General features: G+C 70.7%; 21 protein-coding genes. 7 read left to right on the top strand and 14 right to left on the bottom strand.

From position 1 onward, the window contains the following. From NIE79_RS11335 to NIE79_RS11325, 3 genes are all read right to left on the bottom strand, one after another. Complete coding sequence (locus tag NIE79_RS11335) at positions 1-1059, bottom strand: PhoH family protein (protein WP_238678507.1); 1059 nt, start codon at positions 1057-1059, stop codon at positions 1-3. 131 nt (positions 1060-1190) lie between these two features. Next, positions 1191-2558, bottom strand: coding sequence for a serine hydrolase domain-containing protein (locus tag NIE79_RS11330; RefSeq protein ID WP_238678506.1), 1368 nt, complete (start codon positions 2556-2558; stop codon positions 1191-1193). Between the two features lie 94 nt (positions 2559-2652). Beyond that, a complete protein-coding gene (locus NIE79_RS11325) occupies positions 2653-3012 on the bottom strand; it encodes a histidine triad nucleotide-binding protein (protein WP_238678505.1) in 360 nt (119 codons plus the stop codon). A 98-nt stretch (positions 3013-3110) separates the two neighbouring features. On the opposite strand from NIE79_RS11325, the gene NIE79_RS11320 reads away from it, so the two are divergent. Then, positions 3111-3872, top strand: coding sequence for an SDR family NAD(P)-dependent oxidoreductase (locus NIE79_RS11320; protein ID WP_238678504.1), 762 nt, complete (start codon positions 3111-3113; stop codon positions 3870-3872). A 32-nt stretch (positions 3873-3904) separates the two neighbouring features. Here the strand turns inward: NIE79_RS11320 and NIE79_RS11315 are convergent, their stop codons facing one another. Next, a complete protein-coding gene (locus NIE79_RS11315; RefSeq protein WP_238678503.1) occupies positions 3905-4585 on the bottom strand; it encodes a hypothetical protein in 681 nt (226 codons plus the stop codon). 167 nt (positions 4586-4752) lie between these two features. Here NIE79_RS11315 and ppk2 point away from each other — a divergent pair, with 167 nt between their 5' ends. Further along, positions 4753-5664 (top strand): polyphosphate kinase 2, encoded by a 912-nt coding sequence (gene ppk2 / locus NIE79_RS11310; protein ID WP_238678502.1) that lies wholly within the window; start codon positions 4753-4755, stop codon positions 5662-5664. A gap of 20 nt (positions 5665-5684) precedes the next feature. On the opposite strand, the gene NIE79_RS11305 is transcribed toward ppk2, so the two are convergent. The 3 genes from NIE79_RS11305 to hrcA all read right to left on the bottom strand — a co-directional run bounded on the left by NIE79_RS11305 (position 5685) and on the right by hrcA (position 8664). Continuing rightward, entirely contained in the window at positions 5685-6419 is a 735-nt protein-coding gene (locus tag NIE79_RS11305) for a 16S rRNA (uracil(1498)-N(3))-methyltransferase (RefSeq protein ID WP_238678501.1), read from the bottom strand. A 1-nt stretch (position 6420) separates the two neighbouring features. Further along, positions 6421-7566 carry a molecular chaperone DnaJ gene (dnaJ, locus tag NIE79_RS11300; protein ID WP_181518639.1) on the bottom strand — a complete coding sequence of 382 codons (1146 nt, stop codon included), beginning with the start codon at positions 7564-7566 and terminating at the stop codon, positions 6421-6423. Positions 7567-7641: 75 nt separating this feature from the next. Continuing rightward, entirely contained in the window at positions 7642-8664 is a 1023-nt protein-coding gene (hrcA, locus tag NIE79_RS11295; protein ID WP_091409786.1) for a heat-inducible transcriptional repressor HrcA, read from the bottom strand. 226 nt (positions 8665-8890) lie between these two features. On the opposite strand from hrcA, the gene NIE79_RS11290 reads away from it, so the two are divergent. Beyond that, positions 8891-9517, top strand: a complete 627-nt coding sequence (locus tag NIE79_RS11290; RefSeq protein WP_238678500.1) for a DUF4870 domain-containing protein — start codon at positions 8891-8893, stop codon at positions 9515-9517. Between the two features lie 67 nt (positions 9518-9584). On the opposite strand, the gene hemW is transcribed toward NIE79_RS11290, so the two are convergent. Beyond that, positions 9585-10808 (bottom strand): radical SAM family heme chaperone HemW, encoded by a 1224-nt coding sequence (hemW, locus tag NIE79_RS11285; protein WP_238678615.1) that lies wholly within the window; start codon positions 10806-10808, stop codon positions 9585-9587. Positions 10809-10827: 19 nt separating this feature from the next. Between hemW and NIE79_RS11280 the strand changes: the two genes are divergently transcribed. Then, the gene (locus NIE79_RS11280; protein ID WP_238678499.1) at positions 10828-11616 is read left to right on the top strand and encodes an enoyl-CoA hydratase-related protein; all 789 of its coding nucleotides are present in this window, start codon (positions 10828-10830) and stop codon (positions 11614-11616) included. Between the two features lie 42 nt (positions 11617-11658). On the opposite strand, the gene NIE79_RS11275 is transcribed toward NIE79_RS11280, so the two are convergent. Further along, the gene (locus tag NIE79_RS11275) at positions 11659-12423 is read right to left on the bottom strand and encodes an SDR family NAD(P)-dependent oxidoreductase (protein WP_238678498.1); all 765 of its coding nucleotides are present in this window, start codon (positions 12421-12423) and stop codon (positions 11659-11661) included. A 322-nt stretch (positions 12424-12745) separates the two neighbouring features. Between NIE79_RS11275 and NIE79_RS11270 the strand changes: the two genes are divergently transcribed. From NIE79_RS11270 to NIE79_RS11260, 3 genes are all read left to right on the top strand, one after another. Beyond that, on the top strand, positions 12746-13606 hold the full coding sequence (locus tag NIE79_RS11270; RefSeq protein WP_238678497.1) for a hypothetical protein: 861 nt from the start codon (positions 12746-12748) through the stop codon (positions 13604-13606). A 221-nt stretch (positions 13607-13827) separates the two neighbouring features. Continuing rightward, positions 13828-14730, top strand: coding sequence for a phytanoyl-CoA dioxygenase family protein (locus NIE79_RS11265; protein WP_238678496.1), 903 nt, complete (start codon positions 13828-13830; stop codon positions 14728-14730). A gap of 190 nt (positions 14731-14920) precedes the next feature. Beyond that, entirely contained in the window at positions 14921-16108 is a 1188-nt protein-coding gene (locus NIE79_RS11260; protein WP_238678495.1) for a low temperature requirement protein A, read from the top strand. Positions 16109-16135: 27 nt separating this feature from the next. Here NIE79_RS11260 and NIE79_RS11255 read toward each other — a convergent pair whose 3' ends face one another. The 5 genes from NIE79_RS11255 to NIE79_RS11235 form a co-directional block, all read right to left on the bottom strand. Further along, a complete protein-coding gene (locus tag NIE79_RS11255) occupies positions 16136-17329 on the bottom strand; it encodes a low temperature requirement protein A (RefSeq protein ID WP_238678494.1) in 1194 nt (397 codons plus the stop codon). Between the two features lie 134 nt (positions 17330-17463). Next, positions 17464-18105: an MOSC domain-containing protein gene (locus tag NIE79_RS11250; RefSeq protein ID WP_238678493.1), complete on the bottom strand. Its 642-nt coding sequence runs from the start codon at positions 18103-18105 to the stop codon at positions 17464-17466. A gap of 84 nt (positions 18106-18189) precedes the next feature. Beyond that, positions 18190-19020: a carbohydrate ABC transporter permease gene (locus NIE79_RS11245; protein WP_238678492.1), complete on the bottom strand. Its 831-nt coding sequence runs from the start codon at positions 19018-19020 to the stop codon at positions 18190-18192. Next, positions 19017-20003, bottom strand: coding sequence for a carbohydrate ABC transporter permease (locus tag NIE79_RS11240; RefSeq protein ID WP_238678491.1), 987 nt, complete (start codon positions 20001-20003; stop codon positions 19017-19019). The genes NIE79_RS11245 and NIE79_RS11240 overlap by 4 nt, the downstream gene beginning before the upstream one ends. Further along, positions 20000-21286 (bottom strand): sugar ABC transporter substrate-binding protein, encoded by a 1287-nt coding sequence (locus NIE79_RS11235; protein WP_238678490.1) that lies wholly within the window; start codon positions 21284-21286, stop codon positions 20000-20002. The genes NIE79_RS11240 and NIE79_RS11235 overlap by 4 nt, the downstream gene beginning before the upstream one ends. Between the last annotated feature and the right edge of the window lie 223 nt (positions 21287-21509).

The following is a 21509-nucleotide window of genomic DNA, read 5'->3' as shown; positions in this document are numbered from 1 at the left end:
TTAGCGGCGGCGGGCGGCCCGGCCGCCCTGGGCGGGTCGCCCAGGCACGGCGTGAACGCCCTGCGCCTGCTGGTTCTCCCGCTCGGCGTCCCAGCGGGCGTACGCGTCGACGATCTCCCCGACCAGCTGGTGGCGGACCACGTCGGAGCTGGACAACTGGGAGAAGTGCACGTCATCGACGTTTTCCAGGATCTCCCGAACCACCCGCAGGCCGCTGCTCGTCCCGCCGGGAAGGTCCACCTGGGTGATGTCACCGGTCACGACGATCTTGGAGTTGAAGCCGAGTCGGGTGAGGAACATCTTCATCTGCTCGGGCGTCGTGTTCTGCGCCTCGTCCAGGATGATGAACGCGTCGTTGAGCGTCCGACCCCGCATGTAGGCGAGGGGGGCGACCTCGATCGTCCCGGCGGCCATCAACTTCGGGATGGTCTCCGGGTCGAGCATGTCGTGCAGCGCGTCGTAGAGCGGGCGCAGGTACGGGTCGATCTTCTCGTTGAGCGTGCCGGGCAGGAAGCCCAGTCGCTCGCCCGCCTCGACCGCCGGCCGGGTGAGGATGATCCGGTTGACCTGCTTGGCCTGCAACGCCTGGACGGCCTTCGCCATCGCCAGGTAGGTCTTTCCGGTGCCGGCCGGGCCGATGCCGAAGACGATGGTGTGGGTGTCGATCGCGTCGACGTACTTCTTCTGCCCGAGCGTCTTGGGGCGGATGGTGCGCCCGCGCCGGGAGAGGATGTTGAGTGTCAGGACCTCGGCGGGCCGCTCGGCGCTGCCCTGCTCGAGCATGCCGACGGTACGCCGGACGGCGTCACTGGTCAGGGTCTCGCCTTTCTCGATGAGTTCGAGGAGCTCGCTGAAGACCCGCTCGGCGAGGGCGTTGTCCGCAGGGTCACCGGTGATGGTGATCTCGTTGCCGCGGACGTGCACGTCACTGGTGACCGAGCGTTCGACGAGTCTGAGGATCTCGTCGCCTGCGCCGAGCAGATTGACCATGATCTTCGGGTCGGGCACTGTGATCCTGGTCTGCATCCGGGGCGGGCCGGGAGGTGGGGTGCCGGTCATAGGTTGGGCCGAAGGGCCCTGCGCCACCTGCTCTCGATCTCGGCGCCGGCCTGGTGGCCTGGCGTGCGGACGTTACACCCATCGTATCGGTTCAACGCGGGCCGCATCGCGCCCATTTCCGCTGGCCGCGATCAACTCCCGGCCCGGAAGTCGTACCGGTCGAAGGTCTCCTGATGGCGGGTGAACCGGTACGTCGCCCAGTGCATCCGGACCACGGCGCCGGCCTCGTCCCGGGTCAGCCGCAGCAGCTCACCGACCTCCCGACCGGAGACCACCCGGAACACGTCCGGCTGGTCCGGCAGCGGGGTGAAGATCGCCGGCGGACGTCCGGCCGGGTCACCGACCCCGCGCGCCCGCAGGGTGCCGTCGTGCCAGGAGAAGACGTACTCGGAGCCCTCGCCCCACCAGCGGCCGAGCGCACCCCGCAGGGCCGCCGGCGCTGGCGCGCCGGGTCGCCAGGGCTCGATCTCGGCCGGGTCGTGCTCGACCGCCGCGGCGAGCAGCCGGTGCGGCAGATCGAACAGTTCGGTCGCCGTACCGGACGAGCCGAGCACCGCAGCGCCCATCGCGCCGGCCGTGCCGTCACCACCGCGGCGGCCGTACACCCCGGCGAGGAAGCCGGGCATCGCCCCGTCGTGCCCCACGTGCATCACCCGCTCCCCCTGCGGAATCAGGATCAGCCCGAGCCCGAAGCCCGCGCTCCAGAGCGTCTCGTCGGTGGTGGTCAGCGGCCAACGCATCTCGTCCAGGGTGGCCGGGGCGAGGACCGCGCCGGCCGGGTCCAGCGCCGTCGGGTCGGCCAGGAACGCCGCCCACCGGGCCATGTCGGTAGCTGTGCTCCAGAGTTGGGCGGCCGGGCCGACCGCGCCGAAGTCGGTCGGCGGTTCCGGGTGCGCCTCGTCGGAGTACGCGTCGACCAGGAACCCGGTGGCCGCCGATGGCAGTGGGGTCACAGTGGTGTCGGTCAGTCCCAGCGGCGTCAGGATCCGCTCGGTGAGCGCCTGGGCCCAACTCCCGCCCCGGAGTCGGGCGACGAGTTGGCCGAGTACGGCCAGGCCCAGGTTGGAGTAGTGGAACCGCCGGCCGGTCGGCAGCACCCGTTCGGCCCGGTCCAGCTCGGCGACCAGTTGGTCGTCGTCCGGTGCGCGCAGGCTGTCCCACACATCACCGAACGGCTCGCGTTGCAGGCCACCGGTGTGCGACAGCAACCGGCGTACGGTCAGCTCGCCGTGCGCCGGGAGGTCCAGGTGCCGGCCCACCGGGTCGTCCAGGTCCAGCAGCCCGTCGTCGCGGCACTGGAGGACCAGCACCGCTGTGAACGTCTTGGTGACCGAGCCGATCCGGAACTGGGTGCCCGGCCCCAGTGGGCTGTCGGTGCCGGTCTCGCCGACGGTGCGGCTCCAGAGCGGCCGGTCGGCCCGGTGCAGCGCCGCCGACACCGCCGGCACCCGGGCCTCGGCCTGCACCCGCCGGACCAACCGGTCCAGGTGCTCATCCACCCCAGAGCCAGGCCCCGCACCCGGGTTCACGCCCCCGCTCCGCTTCGCTGCGCGCCGACGTGAGGCACCCGACTGAGCCTTCTGGTTCGCTCGCTCACGCCAGGTTCCGGGCGAGCATCGGGCCGAGTGGCGCACCACCGAGCAGGTGCGCGTGCACGTGGAACACCTCCTGCCCGCCGTACGCGCCGGTGTTGAACATCAGCCGGAAACCGTCGCCGAGCAGCCCCTCGTCCTCGGCCACGGCGGCGGACGTCGCCAGCACGTCGGCGGCCAGCGCCGGGTCACCCTGGGCGAGCGTGGCGACGTCGGCGTAGTGCTCCTTCGGAATGACCAGGACGTGCACCGGCGCCTTCGGGTCGATGTCGCGGAAGGCGAGAGTGGTCTCGGTCTCCCGGACCACTGTTGCCGGGATCTCCCCGGCGACGATGCGGCAGAACAGGCAGTCGGATCCCATCGGGGCAGTGTAAGGACTGACGGGCCGGGGTCGCTCCGGCGCAGCACGCGCCGCCGGCCCGTTCGCAGGGACGGTACGGCTGAGGCAGGATGGCCGGCATGACGGATCGGGCGGTACTCGTGACCGGGGCCTCGCGCGGGATCGGCCGCGCCGTGGCGAGGGCGTTCGCAGCCGGCGGCGACCGGGTGGCCATTCACCACCGCGACTCCGCCGACGCGGCCGAGGAGCTGCGCGCGCAACTGCCGGGCACCGGGCACGTGGTGGTCCGCGCCGACCTGACCGACCCGGACGCGATCCGGGTCATGGTGGACCGGGCCGCCGAACAGCTCGGCGGGCTGGATGTGCTGGTCAACAACGCCGGGACGTACGGCGACCGCGACGACCCGCACCCGATCTTCGGCGCCTCGTACGAGGAGTGGCAGAAGCGCTGGCGGCAGGTGCTGGAGACCAACCTGACCGGCGCCGGCAACGTCACCTGGTGCGCCGCACAGCACATGCGCGAACGCGGCGGGCGGATCGTCAACGTCTCGTCCCGTGGCGCGTTCCGCGGCGAACCGCACCAGCCGGCGTACGGCGCCAGCAAGGCGGGGCTGAACGCGCTGGGCCAGTCCCTCGCCGTGGCGCTCGCGCCGTACGGCATCGCTGTGGCCACCGTCGCGCCGGGCTTCGTGGCGACCGACATGGTCACCGAGTACCTGCGCGGTGAGGAGGGCGCGGCCATCCGCGCGCAGAGCCCGTTCGACCGGGTGGGCCGACCGGAGGAGATCGCCGCCGCCGTGCACTGGCTGGCCTCGCCGCAGGCCGAGTGGGCCTCCGGCACGATCGTCGACCTCAACGGCGCTTCCTACCTGCGCAGTTGACCCGACACCGCGAAGCGGGTGACAGCGTGCGCCTACCTGTAGATGAGGAAGGCCACGAAGAGCGCCACGGCGACAACCACTGCGATCGTGGCTGCGATACGGACCCTTGATCTGCTTCGATAGGTCATTGCCCGCAGCGCCATCTCCTTTTCGAGTCTCGCTCTCGCCGCTGCACGTTGCCGGTCACGAATGGTGTTGGGCTCGATCACCGCCCAACGATCATCGCGTCGCACCCGGGTCGGTGGCTCACGGTTGAGTTTGCTCCAGCGCAAACCAGAGGCGTCGGTGAAATAGACCCCGATGGCCAGATCACCGGTCTTGGCCCTCCGTGCGACGTCGACCCCTGGCACCTCCAGATAGGAAAAGCTCCCCGCGACCTCTCCCATCAGGACGTGCAGGGGGGACGGATAGTTGCCGATCAACCGCTCATTCCTCAGGAGCATGACCCGCAGGTCGTAGAACGGCACGCCGCTGTAATTGGCGATGGTGAAGCTTGGCACCTCGTCAACACCCTGCGGCAGGTCGTCCAACACGGGAACTATCAACCGCGCCTGAGCTGCCTCGTTGTCGCGTTGTTCCTCTCGCCGAACCTGGATCTCATGGCGAAACAGAAGCCAGGTAGCCATTGCGGCAAGACCCGACAGCAGCAGGCCGACGACACTTCCCCACGCCTGCATCCAGTCGGTGATCTTCGGAGCCTCGGCAGCGAGCACCGCGCCAGGGTACGCGTGACCATCCACAAGGGTTGATCGATTGTCGGCCATTGGACCGTCCCTGGCCGTGGCGATCGCCAGGTCGCGGCTCGCTCGCGTGCCGACCGCCGGCGGATCACCCGGACGGGGAGGTGGTTGACGGTTCGCGGGCGGGTAAGTCCCACCGAATGGCCGACTCCGCGCTGCTGGACCTCACCGCCGACTACCGGGTGGCCGATGGCCACGACGACGACCCCGTCCTGCTCCGCCCCGACGGCACCCCCGTCGAGACCTGGCGCGAGGACTACCCGTACGACGAGCGACTGGACCGCGAGGAGTACGACCGCGACAAGCGGCTGCTCCAGATCGAGCTACTGAAACTCCAGGACTGGATCAAGGAGTCCGGCGAGCGTCTGGTGATCCTCTTCGAGGGCCGGGACGCGGCGGGCAAGGGCGGCACCATCAAACGCTTCATGGAGCACCTCAACCCGCGTGGCGCGTCGGTGGTGGCGCTCGCCAAGCCGGACGAGCGGGAGGCCGCCCAGTGGTACTTCCAGCGGTGGCTGGCACACCTGCCGGCGGCCGGCGAGATCGTGCTGTTCGACCGTTCCTGGTACAACCGGGCCGGCGTGGAGCGGGTGATGGGCTTCTGTAGCCGCAAGGAGTACCTGGAGTTTCTGCGGCAGGCCCCGGAGCTGGAACGGATGTTGGTGCGCTCGGGCATCCGGCTGGTCAAGTTCTGGTTCTCCGTCTCCCAGAACGAGCAGCGCACCCGGTTCGCGATCCGCCAGGTCGACCCGGTCCGGCAGTGGAAGCTGTCCCCGATGGACATCGCCTCGCTCGACCGGTGGGACGAGTACACCGAGGCCAAGGAGGCGATGTTCTTCTGGACCGACACGGCCGACGCGCCGTGGACGGTGGTGAAGAGCAACGACAAGAAGCGGGCCCGGCTGGAGGCGATGCGGCACGTGCTGCACCGCTTCGACTACACCGGCAAGGACCCCGAGGTGGTCGGCGCACCGGACCCGCAGATCATCGGGCCGGCCGGGCTGGACCTAGGGCCGGAGGAAGAGGTGGTGCCGGTGTTTCCCCGGCCCTGACCGAGCCAGCCGCCGACGGGTCACCAGCGGCCGAGGCGGGCGGCGAGCACGCTGAGGGCCGCCACCCCGGCGGTGGAGGTGCGCAGCACTGCCGGCCCGAGGCGTACGGGTCGCCCGCCGGCCTCGGCGAAGGCGGTCAGCTCGGCCGGCGCGATGCCACCCTCCGGGCCGACCACCAGGACGATCTCACCGGTGGAGGGCAACTCGGCGGTGGTGAGCCGGTCTTCGGCCTCCTCGTGCAGCACGAACGCGGCGGCGGCACCGGCGATCCGACGGGCCACTGTGGCGGTGGACTCGTCCGGCGCACCGGCCACCACCGGCAGCCACGGCCGGCGGGCCTGCTTGGCCGCCTCCCGGGCGGTGGCCACCCACTTCTCCCGGGCGCGTACGCCCCGGTCGCCGCGCCACTGGGTGACCGAGCGCGAGGCCGCCCAGGGCACGATCTCGTCCACCCCGACCTCGGTCATCGCCTGCACGGCCAGTTCGCCCCGGTCGCCCTTGGCGATGCCCTGCACTGTCACCAACCGGGGTACCGGTGCGTCCGCGTACCCCCGGGAGGTGATGGTGACCTCCAGGCTGCCCCGGCCGACGGCCGTTACCACGGCGGCGGCCGTGCCACCCCGGCCGTCGGCGAGCAGCAGCTCCTCGCCGACGCGCAACCGCTGCACTGTGGCGGCGTGGTGCCCCTCCGGGCCGTCCAGTGTCAGCGCGTCGCCGGTGGGCAGCGCCTCGACCAGGAAGAGCGGTGCGGACACCTCAGGCGTGCCCGTTGAACGCGTCGCGCATCCGGGAGAAGAAGCCGCCCTGCTTGGATAACTCGGCGACCTCCTCACCACGGGTCTTGGCGAAGTCGCGCAGCATCTTTTCCTGGTCCGGGTCGAGCTTGGTGGGCGTCCGCACGTCCAGGTGCACGTAGAGGTCGCCTCGGCCGGTGCCGCGCAGGTGGGGCACGCCCCGGGCGCGCAGTCGCAGCGTGCTGGCCGGCTGGGTGCCGGCCTTGACGTCGACGGTCTCCTCGCTGTCCAGAGTCTTGATGGTCAGCCGGGTGCCCAGCGCCGCCGCCGTCATCGGCACTGTGACCCGGCAGTGCAGGTCGTCGCCCTTGCGGGAGTACACGTCGTGCGGGCGCTCGTGGATCTCGACGTAGAGGTCACCGGCGGTGCCGCCGCCGGGGCCCACCTCGCCCTGCTGGGCCAGCCGGATCCGCATGCCGTCCTCGACGCCGGCCGGGATCTTGACGGTCAGCGAGCGGCGGGTGCGCACCCGGCCGTCGCCGGCGCAGGTGGGGCAGGGGTGCGGGATGGTGGTGCCGTAGCCCTGGCACACGGTGCACGGCCGGGCGGAGACCACCTGGCCGAGGAAGGTGCGCTGCACAGACTGCACCTCGCCCCGACCGCCGCACGCCTCGCAGGTCGCCAGGTGCGTGCCGGCGGCCGTGCCGGCGCCGGAACAGGTGGTGCAGAGCACGGCGGTGTCGACGGTGATCGGGGCCTCGACGCCGAACGCCGTCTCGTGCAGGTCGAGTTCGAGGCGCAGGATCGCGTCGGCGCCCGGGCGGGTACGCGGGCGTGGGCCACGGGCGCCACCTCCGGCACCGCCGAAGAACGCGTCCATGATGTCCTGGAAACCGACGAACGGGCCGGCGCCTCCGGGGCCACCCGGGCCGCCGGCGCCGCCGCCACCCGGGGCGAGCGGGTCGCCACCGAGGTCGACGATCTGCCGCTTCCGGTCGTCCGAGAGGACCTCGTACGCGGCGTTGATGTCCTTGAACTTCTCCTGAGCCTCCGGGTCCGGATTGACGTCCGGGTGGAACTGGCGCGCCAGCTTGCGGTAGGCGCGCTTGATCTCGTCATCGGAGGCTTCCCGGCTCACACCGAGAATGCCGTAGTAGTCCCTGGCCACTGCGTTCCGTGTCCTCATGTTCGTCTCGCGTTGCGCCGGTCGGCGGCCGCAGCCGGCCGCATCGGCCCTGACCAATCAGTTCTGGGCCAGCAACTCGCCCACGTAGCGTGCCACGGCGCGGACCGTGGCGATGTTGCCGGGGTAGTCCATCCGGGTGGGCCCCAGCACCCCCAGGCCGCCCACGATGGTGGTGCCCGGGCCGTACCCGGTGCTGACCACCGAGGCGGCGCGCAGGTTGTCGAACTCGTTCTCGTCGCCGATCAGCACCCGGGTCGTGCTCGGCTCGGTCTCACCGATGAGTTTGAGCAGCACGACCTCCTCCTCCAGAGCTTCGAGGATCGGCCGCAGGGAGCCCTGGAAGTCGAGCAGGCCGCCCCGGGTGAGGTTCGCGGTGCCGGCGAGCGCGATCCGCTCCTCGTGCCGCTCGACGAGCGTCTCCAGCAGGACTGTGGCGAGCGTAGTCATTGTCGGACGCAGCCCGGTCGGCGCTTCCTCGACCAGCGCCTGCACCAGCGGTGGCGTCTCGGACAGCCGGGCGTTGGCGAGCTTCTCGTTGATCAGGCGGCGCAGGTCGGTGACGTCGTCGGCAGGCACCGGCCCGGGCAGCTCCACGAGTCGCTGCTCGACCCGCCCGGTGTCGGCGATCATGACGAGCATCAGCCGGGTGGTGGAGATCGGCACCAGCTCCAGGTGACGCACCGAGGAACGGGCCAGGCTCGGGTACTGCACGACGGCGACCTGCCTGGTCAGCTGGGCGAGTAGTCGCACCGTGCGGTGCACCACGTCGTCGAGGTCGACCGCGCCGACCAGGAAGCGCTCGATGGCCCGGCGCTCGGCCGGGCTGAGCGGCTTGACCCGGGACAACCTGTCGACGAAGAGGCGGTAGCCGCGGTCGGTGGGCACCCGGCCGGCACTGGTGTGCGGCTGCCGGATGTAGCCCTCCTCCTCCAGCACGGCCATGTCGTTGCGGACCGTGGCCGGGGAGACCCCGAGCTGGTGCCGCTCGACCAGCGCCTTGCTGCCGACCGGCTCCTGGGTGGAGACGTAGTCTTCGACGATGGCGCGGAGCACGGCGAGTTTCCGGTCGTCGAGACCCATCCTCCGCACCTCCTGTCGCACGTCGGCCGCCGGCACCCTGGGCCGGCCGGGCCGTACTGGCACTCGACTGTAGCGAGTGCCAGTCTACGTCGGCGGACCCGCCGACGCGATGATCAACGGCCACCCGTCGGTGCGGCCCACGCCACCGGCGTTGGACCGATCGGCCCGCACTGGCGGACGGTGTCGCTCTGGTGCGGCGTTGCCACTGGCCCCTACCGTGACATCCATGACTGAACCTCCTCGCCCTCCCGGGTCGGGCGACCCCGGCAACTACCCGCCGGAGCCCACCTCCCCCGGCCCGTTCCCGTCGGCCGAGCCGCCCACCGCACCACTGTCCGGGGCGCCCGGCCCGGCCGGCTATCCCCCGCCCGGTGGCTATCCGCCGCCCACCGGTGACCAACCGCCGTCAGCCGGCTACCCTCCGGCAGGCGGCTACCCCCCGCCCGGGGGCTATCCCCCGCCCGGTGGCTACCCGGCCGGTGGGGCCTACGGCGGCCCCGGCGGCGGCTACGCCAACAACGAGGACAAGACCTGGGCGCTGGTCGCGCACTTCGGCGGCGCCCTCGGCGCGCTGGTCAGTTTCGGTCCGCTGGGCTTCGTCGCCCCGCTGATCGCCTACCTGGCCCGCGGCCAGCAGTCGCCGACCGTCCGGGCGCACGCCCTCGCCGCCCTGAACTTCCAGATCCTCTGGTCGATCATCGCGTTCGTGCTGCTCTTCGTGAGCTGGTGCCTGCTCTTCCTGCCCAGCATCGCCGTCGTGGTGATCCAGATCCTGTTCGGGATCATCGCCGGTATCAAGGCCAACGAGGGCACCCCGTACCGCTACCCGATGACTGCCAACTTCATCAAGTGAACCGGGCCGGCCGCTCCCCCGGCCGGTCCGGCGCACCGCCGCCCCGGTCCGGGGGGCGGCGGGCCACTCAGGGCAGCAGGTCGCGGACGACAGCGTCGGCGAGCAGCCGTCCACGCAGGGTGAGCACCGCCCGGCCGGCGGCGTACTCGTCGGCGGCCAGTAGGCCGCCGGCCAGCGCCCGCTCGGCGCCGGCCCGGCCGGTGGCGTCGAGCACCGCCAACGGGAGGCCGCTGGCCAGCCGCAGGCGGAGCATCACGTCCTCCATGTGCGCCTCGTCGACAGTGAGCACCTCCCGGGCCAGGCCGGGAGACGCGCCTGCGGCCAGCCGCTGGGCGTACGCCGAGGGGTGCTTCACGTTCCACCACCGCACCCCGCCGACGTGGCTGTGCGCCCCCGGCCCCAGCCCCCACCAGTCCGCGCCGGTCCAGTAGAGCAGGTTGTGCCGGCAGCGGGCCTCCTCGGTGCGGGCCCAGTTGGAGACCTCGTACCAGGAGAGCCCGGCCGCGTCGAGCGCGGCCTCCGCGGCCAGGTAGCGGTCCGCGGCCACGTCGTCACTGGGGTACGCCAGCTCGCCGCGCCGCATCCGGGCGGCGAGCCGGGTGCCGTCCTCGACGATCAGGGCGTACGCGCTGACGTGGTCCACCCCGGCGGCGACGACCTGCTCCAGCGAGGCGGCGAAGTCCTCGGCCCGCTCCCCCGGGGTGCCGTAGATCAGGTCCAGGTTGACGTGCTCGAACCCGGCGTCGCGCGCCTCCAGGGCGGCGGCGGTGGCCCGGCCGGCGCTGTGTTTGCGGTCCAGGATCGCCAGCACACCCGGGGAGGCGGACTGCATGCCCAGCGAGATCCGGGTGTAGCCGGCGGCCCGCAGCAGCTTCAACGATTCCGGGGTGACCGACTCGGGGTTGGCCTCGGTGGTCACCTCGGCGTCGGCGGCCAGCCCCCAGGTGCTGTCGATGCCGTCGAGGATGCGGGCCAGGTCGTCGGCGGGGAGCAGGGTGGGCGTGCCGCCGCCGACGAAGACGGTGTCGACCCGGGGCGGCGGGGTGTCGCCGAGCACCCGGGCGGCGAGCTTCAGCTCGGCCAGGACGGTGTCGGCGTATCCCTCGCGGCTGGCGCCGCCGCCCAGTTCGGAGGCGGTGTAGGTGTTGAAGTCGCAGTATCCGCAGCGGCTGGCGCAGAACGGGACGTGCACGTACACGCCGAAGCCGCGCGCGCCGACCGCAGTGGTGGCGGTGGCGGGCAACGATCCGTCGACGGGGACGGTCTCACCATCTGGAAGGACGCCGGGCATGGCCACTAGTGTGCCCGGCATGACCTCTCCCGACGTCCTCGTGCGGGTCGCCACGGCCCGCGGGGTGACCACCCTCACCCTGGACAGCCCGCACAACCGCAACGCGCTCTCCACCGGCCTGATGACCCAACTGCTGGCCGGGCTGGCGGACGCGGTCGCCGACGAGGCGGTCCGAGTGATCGTGCTCGACCACACCGGCCCGGTCTTCTGCTCCGGTGCGGACCTGAAGGAGACCGCCGCGGCGTACGCCAGCGGCACGGTGCCGGCCGGGATGCTGGGTGACGTGCTCGCGGCGCTCTGGGAGTGCCCGAAGCCGGTGCTGGCCCGGGTGGGCGGGCCGGCGCGGGCCGGTGGGCTCGGCCTGATCGCGGCCGCCGACCTGGCGGTCTGCGCCGACGAGGCGACCTTCGCGTTCACCGAGGTACGCATCGGGGTGATCCCGGCGGTGATCTCGGCGACCGTGCTGCCCCGGCTACACCCCCGTGCCGCAGCCGAGCTGTACCTGACCGGCGAGACCTTCGACGGTCGCCGGGCCGCCGAGATCGGCCTGGTGACTGCCTCGGTCCCGGCGGACGGGCTGGGCGACGCGGTACGGGGCTACTGCGACTCGCTGGTGCGCGGCGCGCCCGGGGCGCTGGCCGGAGCGAAGGAGTTGCTGCGCCGACCGGGTACCGCGGAGCTGCGCGCCGACCTCGCCCGACTCTCCGCCGTCTCGACCGGCTACTTCCTGTCCGACGAGGGACGCGAGGGGGTCATGGCGTTCCGCGAAAAACGACCGGCGCGCTGGGTGCCCGCCCTCGACGACTGACGACCGGGGCGCCACCGGGAGCGGCGGCGCCCCACGGTCGGGTCACCAGGCGGTCGCGCCGCCGTCGACGGGGTAGTTCGCCCCGGTGATGTACGACGCCCGGTCGGACGCGAGGAAGACCACCAGCTCGACGACCTCCTCGGGGCGCGCGAAGCGCTTGAGGAGCGTCTTGGCGGTGATGGCGTCCCGCGCCTCCTGGTTGTCACCGAGGTCGCGTTCGCTGGCCGGGGTGAGGGTGGGCCCGGGGCTGACCGCCACCGCGCGGATGCCGTGCGGCGCGCCTTCGAGGGCGAGTTGTCGCGTCATGCCGATGATGCCGGCGTTCGCTGCGGTGTGACCGACCATCGGCGGGACGTGGCCGCCGATCAATCCGGCCATGGAGGCGGCGCTGATGATGACACCGCCACCCCGCCGGACCAGGTGCGGCCAGGCGAACTTCGACACGAAGTACGGAATGTCGAGTTCTCCGGTGATGGTGTAGCGCCAGTCCTCCACGGAGAAGTCGGGCATCGGGCCGAAGCGGAGCGCGGCTGCGTTGTTGTAGACCACGTCGAGCCCGCCGTAGGTGGCCGCGGCGTCGTCGACGAGCTTGCGTACCTGCTCGGGGTCGGTGAGGTCGACCGGCGCGATGCCGGTCATCTCGCCGCCGGCGCGACGGACGAGTTCGACGGTCTCGTCGTTACCGGCGACCTGGAGGTCGGCCCCGACGACCTTGGCCCCCTCGCGGGCGAAGGTCAGCGCGGCGACGCGGCCCAGCCCGCCGCCGGTGCCGGTGATCAGCACGACCTTGCCATCGAGCGTTCCCATGGAACTCCTCCTTGTTCGGTGACCAACGCGTCCGGCTGCGCGGCGGTGGGTCGGATTGACATGTCAATCGAGCTAAGTCCTTGACCGGTCAATCGCTTCCCGATGTGGCTTACCCGGTGACGCGTGCGACACCCCTGCACCAGGGCGGATGACGGACGACGCGGCAGGTGAGATCGCGACCGGAGCGGGAACGTCGCCAACCGGTACGCGGCACCGGAGCCGACTCCAAACCGGTCGGACTCGGCCAGGCGGGGCCCGAACCACTCGGACGACCCGCGGAGGGCCTGCGGGGACGTACGCTTGGCGAACTGTCGATCTGGGGGTGTGGGTGCGAACTCGGGCAACCGTGGCGGGTGGAGTGGTGCTCATCCTCGTCGCCGTGATCGCGATCTGGCTCGTCGTACGGCAGGTAGGCGACAACCTCAGGCTGCCGCTGGTGGCACGGAAGTGCACAGTGCAGGCCGACGGACGGGTCGCGCTGGACGCCGACCAGATGGCGAACGCCGCGACCATCGCCGCGATCGGCGCGAAGCGCGGAATGCCCGAGCGGGCCGTCGTGGTCGCGCTCGCCACCGCGTACCAGGAGTCCGGGCTGCGCAACCTCGCCGACGGCGACCGCGACTCGGTCGGCCTGTTCCAGCAGCGGCCGAGCCAGGGCTGGGGCACTCCGGCGCAGATCCGCGACCCGCGCTACGCGGCCAACCGGTTCTACGCCGCCCTCAAGAAGGTGCGCGGCTGGGAGAAGATGCGGGTCACCGACGCCGCCCAGCGGGTGCAGCGCTCGGCGTTCCCCGAGGCGTACCAGAAGTGGTCCGACGACTCCGAGGTGCTCAGCCGGGCCCTGCTCGGCGACGCGAGCGGCGCTGTCGCCTGCTCGGTGGGGCGCACCCCGGCGATGCACGGCGCGGCGGCGGCCGCGCAACTGACCCGCAACCTGGTGCTGGACTGGGGGTTGAAGGGCACCGACCCGACCGACCCGACCGGGTTGGCGGTGACTCCGGGCGACCAGCGCGACGGCTGGCGGTACGCGCACTGGCTGGTCTCGCACGCCCAGGACCACGGGGTGAAGCGGGTCCGCTTCGGCGACCTGGAGTGGACCGCCCGCGACGGCTCGTGGGGCCGGGTGGACGGTCCGCAGAGCCCCGACGGCCAGGTGGTCGCCGAGGTGTTCAACGAGGGTTGACCGACCCGGATCTCTTAACCGGCAGTCACCGCACAATCCGGCAATAATCGCCAAATCGCACTATTGATCGCCTAGATCTCACCCTGTGCGTTTTCCCCGCTGCGTGGGGTCCCACAGTGGCCCAATCCCGCGCCACACCCTCCCCGATGCCTGGACAGCCGCGTTACGATCGGCGGCCTGTGCCAGAAAAGGTTTCACCTCATGGGGAGGGGTACGACGCGGTGTTCGATTACGGCGACCGGACCGGTTACGAACCGATCAGCGACACTGACCGCAAGGAGTTCCACGAGCAGGGCTTCCTCCTGCTGCGCAACGTCCTGACGGAGGACCACCGGGCGGCGCTGGAGGCGGCGGTCGACCGCGTCTACGCGGAGGAGCAGGCCAAGGGCACCACCAAGAAGGACGGGACCCTGCACCTGCTGGGCTTCCTGGAGCGCGACGAACTCTTCGGTGAGCTGCTGACCCACCCGATCGCCTTCCCGTACATGTGGGGGCTGGCCGGCTGGAACATCTACACCCACCACAACCACCTGGACGTCACCCCGCCGGCCGCCGAGCCGGAGAAGCCGTACTGGGGTTGGCACCAGGACGGGTACCGGCAGAACTCCGACCCGGAGACGATGGACCCGAACCTGCCTCGGCCGATGTTCTCGCTGAAGGTCGCGTACGTGCTGTCGGACCTCTCCGAGACCGGCCGCGGCGCCACCAAGGTCATCCCCGGCAGCCACCTGAAGAACTCGCTGCCCCGGCCGGCGGACCTCAGCGTGCAGAACCCCGACCCGGAGGGCACGGTGGAGATCACCGCCAACCCGGGCGACGCCTTCATCTTCGACCGCCGGCAGTGGCACTCGCGGTCGACGAACCTGTCGACCATCACCCGCAAGATGCTCTTCGTCGGCTACACCTACCGGTGGATCCGTCCGCTGGACGAGCTGCACCCCGACGTGAACGGCGAGTGGTACCGCAACCGCACCCCGGTGCAGCGCCAGCTGATCGGTGAGGGCACCCACACCGCCAACTACTGGGGCATCAACTGGGACGGGTACGTCGATGACGAGATCCCGCTGCGCAAGGAGCTCAAGGAGCGCGGTCTGCTCGACCGCAACATCCCCTGGCTCCGCTGATCCACTGCTCGTAGGACGGCCCCCTGCCGACGCTCAGCGTTGGCGGGGGGCCGTTCCCCGTCTGCGGACCCGACCGTTCGGGCCGAGCCCGTTCCGGCCACCGGACACCGCACTGTCGGTAGCGTGGCGGGTGCGCAGGTCGGGGCGCGGCGCCCCGCCCCGGACGTGGGGTGGCACAGGAGGCAGCGCAGTGACATCCGCTCCGCTCCCCCGGATCCTCCGCCGCCGCGGCGAACCGGAATACCCGACCTTCCTGGAACTCTTCTTCGATCTCGTCTACATCTTCATGTTCTCCCGGCTCGCTGCCAGCCTGGCCGAGAACCTCACCGTCCGGGGTGCGGCGCAGACCGCCGTCCTGCTGCTGGCCGCCTGGTGGGTCTGGGTGCTGACCGCGTGGCTCACCGACCTGTTCAACCCCCGCCTGCCGATCATCCAGGCGACCACCCTGCTGGTCATGCTCGGCACGCTGCTGATGGCGATCGCGACTCCGTACGCCTTCGGTCGGTACGGGTGGCTCTTCGTCGCTGCCTACTTCGCCATCCACCTGGTCCGCGTCGCCGTCCTGATCCCCGGCACCCGGGTGAACCGGCCGATCCAGGCCAGGAGCATCCGGGTGTTCTTCTGGTTCGGCGTCACGGTGACGCCCTGGGTGGCCGGGGTGTTCGTGGACGGGACGGCCCGACTGGTGCTCTGGTCGCTCGCGGTGGCGGTCGACCTCGGCTCGGCCCGGATCGGCTGGCCGACGCCGAGGCTGGGGCGTACCGAGCTTGCCAGCCAGATCTTCACCGGGGTGCACCTCTCCGAGCGGCACCGGGCGATCTTCATCGTCGCGCTCGGCGAGTTGATCCTGAGCACCGGCATCGGGCTGGCCGGCAGCGGATTCACCGCCGGCGCGGTGGCCACCGGCGCTGTCGCGTTCGTCAGCGCGTTCCTGCTGTTCCAGCTCTACTTCCAACGGGTCCAGCGGATCCTGGCGCCACCGAGCGTCGCGACTGTGGAACGGGTCCGCTCCGGCACCTCCACCTCGTACAGCCATCTGGTCATGGTGGCCGGGGTGGTGCTGGTCTCGACCGGCACCTCGCTGGTCATCGACAGGCCGTTCGGCCGCGCCCCGGTCGAGCTGATGGTCGCCACCCTCGGCGGACCGGTCCTGTTCCTGCTCGGCAGCGTCCTGTTCGATGCCGTGGTGACCGGCCGGACCCTCTGGTCCCGGGTGCTGGCCATCGTGGTGTTGTGCGCCCTGGTGGCACCCGCCACCCTTCTGCTCCCGCCCCTGGCCGCCCTGATGCTGGCGAACCTGGTCCTGCTGATCACAGTTGTCGGCGAAGGGCTGGCCGCGCGCAGGCACCTGGTCGAGGCCGCCGCGCCATCGCCCTGACGGGCCGTCCGCGGCCTCCGTGCGGAGTCACCGCAGCGTCGGCGGGGCTGGCGTACGCGCGTGCCGCCGGGTGCTCACCAGGTTCGCCACGGCGATCAGGAGCAGCACCGTCATGGCGAGCAGAGCAACGAGCACCGGAGGCAGCACTGGCGTTGCCGGCGCCACGGCCGCCAACAGCACCAGCCCGGCCGACCGGGACCGCGAGATCCGCCCGAACACTGTGAAGTCGAGGACGCCCCGACCGATGAGGTACAACGCGGGTCCGCCGAGGATCACAGCGGCCCACGGGGGCGGAGTCTCGCCCAACGGGCGAGTCACCACGAGCCGGCTGGTGACCGCCGCGCCGACGATTCCGGCCACCATGATCAGATGGGTGACCGCTGCGGACTGGGTGAGCAGCGCCGGGTTGGACGACCGGGCGATCGCGTCGGTCAGCAGCTCACCGGCGCGGTAGATGTAGATCCGCCACATCAACACGATGGTGGTGAACACCACGAGGAGAGCCCAGGCTCGCTCCAGCGTGTACTCGCTCATGCTGAAGGTCGTACCGGTCACGAAGATCGAGACGCCGAGCGCGACGATGACGAACTGCCGGTAACGCTCGGCCACCCGCGCGCCGACCAGCCGCCAGTCGCGCGGTCGTGAGCGGCCGATCCCGGGCACCGGCCAGCCCCACACGGCTGCGCCGTACTCGATGACGACAGCGAGCACCCAGATCGCCAACTGCCCCGAACCGCCGACCAGCGCCCCACCGATCCAGCCGATGCCGGCGACGGCCTCCCAGATGAGGATCCGGATGCTGCGACGCGGCGGCCTCCTGAGCGAGATGGCCAGGATGTAGTAGGCAGCGGTACTGAGGTGGATGACCACGTACGTGGTGGCGAAGAGCAGCCGGCGGTCGCCGTACGCATCGGCGGCGAGCGCGGCCAACAGCAGGCTGGTCGCCGCCACCCAGATGAACTGCCCCTGCCCGGCCGGGCGGGTCAGGTCGACGCTGTCCGCCGTCCACACGGTCAGCGCCCAGATCATCGTGAACCCGAGCAGCAGCACCAGCGTCTCGGCGACGCCCGTCCAGGTCAGGTCGTCGGCCAGCGCCGTCGCCAGGGTGACCAGCGCGAAGACGTAGACGAGGTCGAAGAAGAGTTCCAGGAACGCCGGACGCTCCAGGCCCGGATCGCGGGGTGACGCCGCTGCGGCACCGCCGTCCGTCGCCATCGACATCGCGCTCCACCCGGTCCCCGCCGCACGCCCCCCGTGGGGACGATACGGGCAAGTCGGCCGCTGGGCCCGTCATCGGAGTTCTTCCGGGCGAATCCGTGGCGTACCCGTCGCTTCCCGGACGCCTTCGCTGCCGGTCAGCCGTGGGCGGCCAGGCGTCGTCGGGCCTTCTCCCGGATCGGCGCCGGCAGGTCCTCGGCGTCGAGCAGCCGAGGCAGCAACTCCGGCTCCAGGCTGGTCGCCCGGAACACCTCGCCGATGGTGACACCGTGCGCCGGCCGGTCCACCACCTCGACCGGGTCGCCCGCGCCGACCTCCCCCTCGCGCAGCACCCGCAGGTAGGCCCCGGGCGATGCCCGGACGGTGAACCGCTTGATCAGATCCGGTACGCCCCAGAACCCGGCGAAGGTGGTGCAGGGGGTGCGCGGCTTGGTGACCTGGAGCAGGGCCGAGCCGACCTGCCACTGCTCGCCGATCACCGCACCCGTCACGTCGACCGCGTAGGTGCTCAGGTTCTCGCCGAAGCCGCCGGGCGGTATGGCGCGGCCCAACTCGGCCACCCACCAGGCGGCGTCCTCCTCCGCGTAGGCGTAGACCGCCTGGTCAAGGCCACCGTGATGCGCCCGCTCGCCGATGAAGTCGCCCGCCAGGCCGGCGGTCAGCACCGACACCGGGCCGTCGACCGGCCGCTTGTCGATGCCGCTGCGACCGCTCGCGTCGCCGGCCCACCCAGCCTCGGTCACGATGCCGAGGTTCACCGCTGCCACCCTGCCCGTCATGACCGCCAGCCTAGTTGGCGGTCCACCGCCGGCCAGCCCTGCCGGCCGGGGGTCCAGCACCGGAGTCAGCCTCGCGGCGTGGGCTCAGCCCTTGACGGCGCCGGCCACCAGGCCCGAGACCATCCGCCGCTGCACCAGCAGGAAGAAGATGATGACCGGCAGGGTGAACAGGGTGGACGCGGCCATCACCGGCCCCCAGTTGGTGTCGTCCCGGCCGAAGAAGAAGGTCATCGCCACCGGCAGCGTGTAGCTGCCCTGGTCGTTGATGAACGTCAACGCGAAGATCAGCTCGTTCCACGCCGTGATGAAGGAGAAGATGCTGGTTGCCACCAGGCCGGGCGCGACCAGCGGAAAGAGCACCCGGCGGAAGATCTGGGCCCGGCTTGCCCCGTCGATCGCCGCCGCCTCCTCCAGTTCCTTGGGCACCGCGGCGACGAAGCCGCGCAGCATCCAGACCGCGAACGGCAGCGAGAAACCGAGGTACGTGAGGATCAGGCTGGGCAGGGTGTTGTAGAGACCGAGTCGCTGGATCATCAGGAACAGCGGGATGACCAACGCCTCCAGCGGGATCATCTGCACCACCAGCAGCATGATCAGGAAGCTGGTCCGCAGCTTGAAGCGGAACCGGGCCACGGCGGTCGCGGCGAGCAACGCCACCAGACCGCTGAGCACCACAGTGGAGACGGCCACCAGCGCGCTGTTGAGGAAGAAGTCGAGGAAGCTGACGCCGGGGATCAGGTTGCCGGTCAGGATCTCCCGGTAGTGCGCCAACGTCGGATGGGTCGGCACCGGCTGCGGGGTGGCCGAGAAGATCTCGTTGCTCGGCTTCAGCGAGGTGGAGATCATCCAATAGACCGGGAACGCCGCGAAGAGCGCGACCAGCAGACCGGCGCCGTTGAGGGCGATTTTCTTCACGACTCGTCCTCCTGCCTGAGCACCATCCGTACGTAGAAGCCGGTGACCACGAGCAGGATCAGCGTGAGGATCACCGCGATGGCCGCGCCGAGCCCGTACTTCGGCGGCGGTGAGAAGGCTTCGGCGTACGAGTAGATGGCGAGCATGAACGTCGGCCGGTCCTGGGTGCCGCCGGCCAGCACGAACTGCTGGGTGAAGACCTTGAAGTCCCAGATCGTGGAGAGCACGATCAGGATCCCGAAGACCGGGCGCAGCAACGGGAAGGTGATCTTCCAGAAGACCCGCCACGGGCTGGCGCCATCCACCCGGGCCGCCTCGTGCAGCTCACTCGGCACGCTCTTGAGACCGGCCAGCACACTCACCGCGATGAACGGGAACGAGTGCCAGACCACCACCAGGGTCAGGATGGCGAAGAAGAGCAGCGGCGAGTTGAACCAGCCGTAACCGGTCCAGTCGCTGCGCCCGAACAGGCCGTTCGAGAGCCCGTCCGGCAACGCGTTGAACAGCCACGTGACCAGGCCGCTCGTGTCGTCGAAGATCCATTTCCAGACGATGGTGCCGGTCAGCGCCGGTGTGGCCCAGGCGAGCATCACGCAGCTGGCCACGAACGTGGCCATCTTGCGACCGAGCCGGTTGAGCAGCAGCCCCACCAGGGTGCCGAGCACCATGGTGAGCAGCACGTTCGCCGCGGCGAACAGGACCGTGTTGCGCAGCACTGTCAGGAAGAACGGGTCGGAGAGGATGTCGGCGTAGTTGCCGAGCCCCACCCACGGCCACTCCCGATCGCCGCGCAACTGCCGGACGCTGTTCAGCCGGTAGAAGGACATCACCACGACCTGGCCGAGCGGCCAGAGCAGCAGCACCCCGATGATCAGCAGGGCGGGCAGGAGCAGCAGGTAGGGCAGGCGGTCCACCCGGCGACGCCGCCGCACGGGGGTCTCCCGCGCGGCGGCCGTCTCCGAGCTTTTTGTCTGTGTGCTCACTTGCTGTTGAGGATGCTTTCCATCTCACCGGCCGCGTCGGCGGTAGCCTTCTCGACCGTCTTCTGACCCTTCATGACCGAACTGTTCATCGCCTGGGTCACCGTCTTCGTCCGGCTGACCTCCACCCACTTCGGGGTGAGCGGCGTGAGCTTGGTGTTCTGCATGGTGGTGGCGAACGAGGCCATCACCTTGTCGTTCGCGTACGCGCCACCGGAGACCAGGTCCTGGTAGACCGGGAAGAAGCCGAGGCTGCTCGCGAAGCTCTGCGCGTTCTTCTTGTTCAGCAGCACTGTCAGGTAGTCCCAGGCCAGGTCCTGCCGCTCGCTGTCCTTCCAGATCGCCACGTCCGAGCCGCCGGCGAAACCGGGCGCCGCCTTGCCATCCGGGCCGGGGATCGGGAACGTACCCCAGACCTTCTCGATCTCGGGGTTGTCCTTCTTGATGGCACCCTGCTGCCAGCTACCGGCGAAGGCCATCGCGGCCTTGCCGGTGGCGAACTGGGTACGCGCGTCGATCTCGTTCCAACCCGCGGCCGCCGGCGGGGCGACCTTGTGCACGGTCACCAGGTCGGTCCAGAACTTGACGGCCCGCTGCGCCTCGGGCGTGTTGTAGCCGGACTTCCAGGTGCCGCCCTGGTTGCTGGCGATCTCGCCGCCCGCGCCCCAGAGGAAGGAGTAGAAGGGCAGCTCGGAGTTGCCGGGCAGCGCGATGCCGTAGGTGCCCTTCTTCTTCGCCTGCACCGCCTTGGCCACAGTGACCAGCTCGTCCCAGGTCTTCGGGGGCTGCACACCGGCCTCGGCGAACCAGTCGGTGCGGTAGTAGATGGCGCGCACACCGGCGTACCAGGGCACGCCGTACTGCTTGCCGTCGAGCTGGGCGTTGCGCACCAGGTCGGGCAGCAGATCCTTGCCGTCGGCCCAGCCGCCCATCCGTCCACTCACGTCGGCGAGCGCCTCCTGGGCGGCCCAACCCTGAGTCTCGGTGTTGCCCAGCTCGGTGATGTCCGGTCCCTCACCGCCGGCGAGCGCCGCCTGGAACTTCTTGGGCGCCTCCAGCCAGGGGATGTACTGCACGACCACGTCGGTGTCGGGGTGCTTCTGGCGGAACTCGGCCTCGACCCCGTCGAGGAAGGAGTTCTGCGCGTCGCCGCCCTCGCCCATCATCCAGACCGTGAGCTTGCTGTCGTCGGCCGCATCGTCGCCGGAGCCTCCACAGCCGGTCAGCACCATCGCGGCCGAGGCCACCATGGCGGTGACCGGGGCCAGCCGCTTCCACCTGTTCACGCCACTTCTCCCCTCGCGCCGCTTGGAACTAACCTTCTCCGCCGCACCCTAGTACGGAGAATTCCTTTACGACAGTGGGCGGGACTGGCCGAAGCGTGGCGACCGTACCGCAGCGGCCCGACGGCCGGCACTCCAACATCCGGCCAAAAGTGGGCCTATCAGCACGAAAGAGCGCCCGGCTCTCGGCCGGGCGCTCTTTCCAGTCGTGCTGTCCTAGCAGTGG

This window comes from Micromonospora trifolii (assembly GCF_022229005.1).
GTDB lineage: Bacteria > Actinomycetota > Actinomycetes > Mycobacteriales > Micromonosporaceae > Micromonospora > Micromonospora trifolii.
This window is presented reverse-complemented; position numbering and strand designations above follow the sequence as displayed.

Coding starts and splice junctions, on each gene's coding strand:
- ppk2 (WP_238678502.1), top strand. CDS start 4,753: ATGGCCGACTCCGCGCTGCTGGACCTCACCGCCGACTACCGGGTGGCC.
- NIE79_RS11325 (WP_238678505.1), bottom strand. CDS start 3,012: ATGGGATCCGACTGCCTGTTCTGCCGCATCGTCGCCGGGGAGATCCCG.
- NIE79_RS11250 (WP_238678493.1), bottom strand. CDS start 18,105: ATGACGGGCAGGGTGGCAGCGGTGAACCTCGGCATCGTGACCGAGGCT.
- NIE79_RS11255 (WP_238678494.1), bottom strand. CDS start 17,329: ATGTCGATGGCGACGGACGGCGGTGCCGCAGCGGCGTCACCCCGCGAT.
- NIE79_RS11280 (WP_238678499.1), top strand. CDS start 10,828: ATGACCTCTCCCGACGTCCTCGTGCGGGTCGCCACGGCCCGCGGGGTG.
- hrcA (WP_091409786.1), bottom strand. CDS start 8,664: ATGGGTCTCGACGACCGGAAACTCGCCGTGCTCCGCGCCATCGTCGAA.
- NIE79_RS11290 (WP_238678500.1), top strand. CDS start 8,891: ATGACTGAACCTCCTCGCCCTCCCGGGTCGGGCGACCCCGGCAACTAC.
- NIE79_RS11335 (WP_238678507.1), bottom strand. CDS start 1,059: ATGACCGGCACCCCACCTCCCGGCCCGCCCCGGATGCAGACCAGGATC.
- hemW (WP_238678615.1), bottom strand. CDS start 10,808: ATGCCCGGCGTCCTTCCAGATGGTGAGACCGTCCCCGTCGACGGATCG.
- NIE79_RS11320 (WP_238678504.1), top strand. CDS start 3,111: ATGACGGATCGGGCGGTACTCGTGACCGGGGCCTCGCGCGGGATCGGC.
- NIE79_RS11275 (WP_238678498.1), bottom strand. CDS start 12,423: ATGGGAACGCTCGATGGCAAGGTCGTGCTGATCACCGGCACCGGCGGC.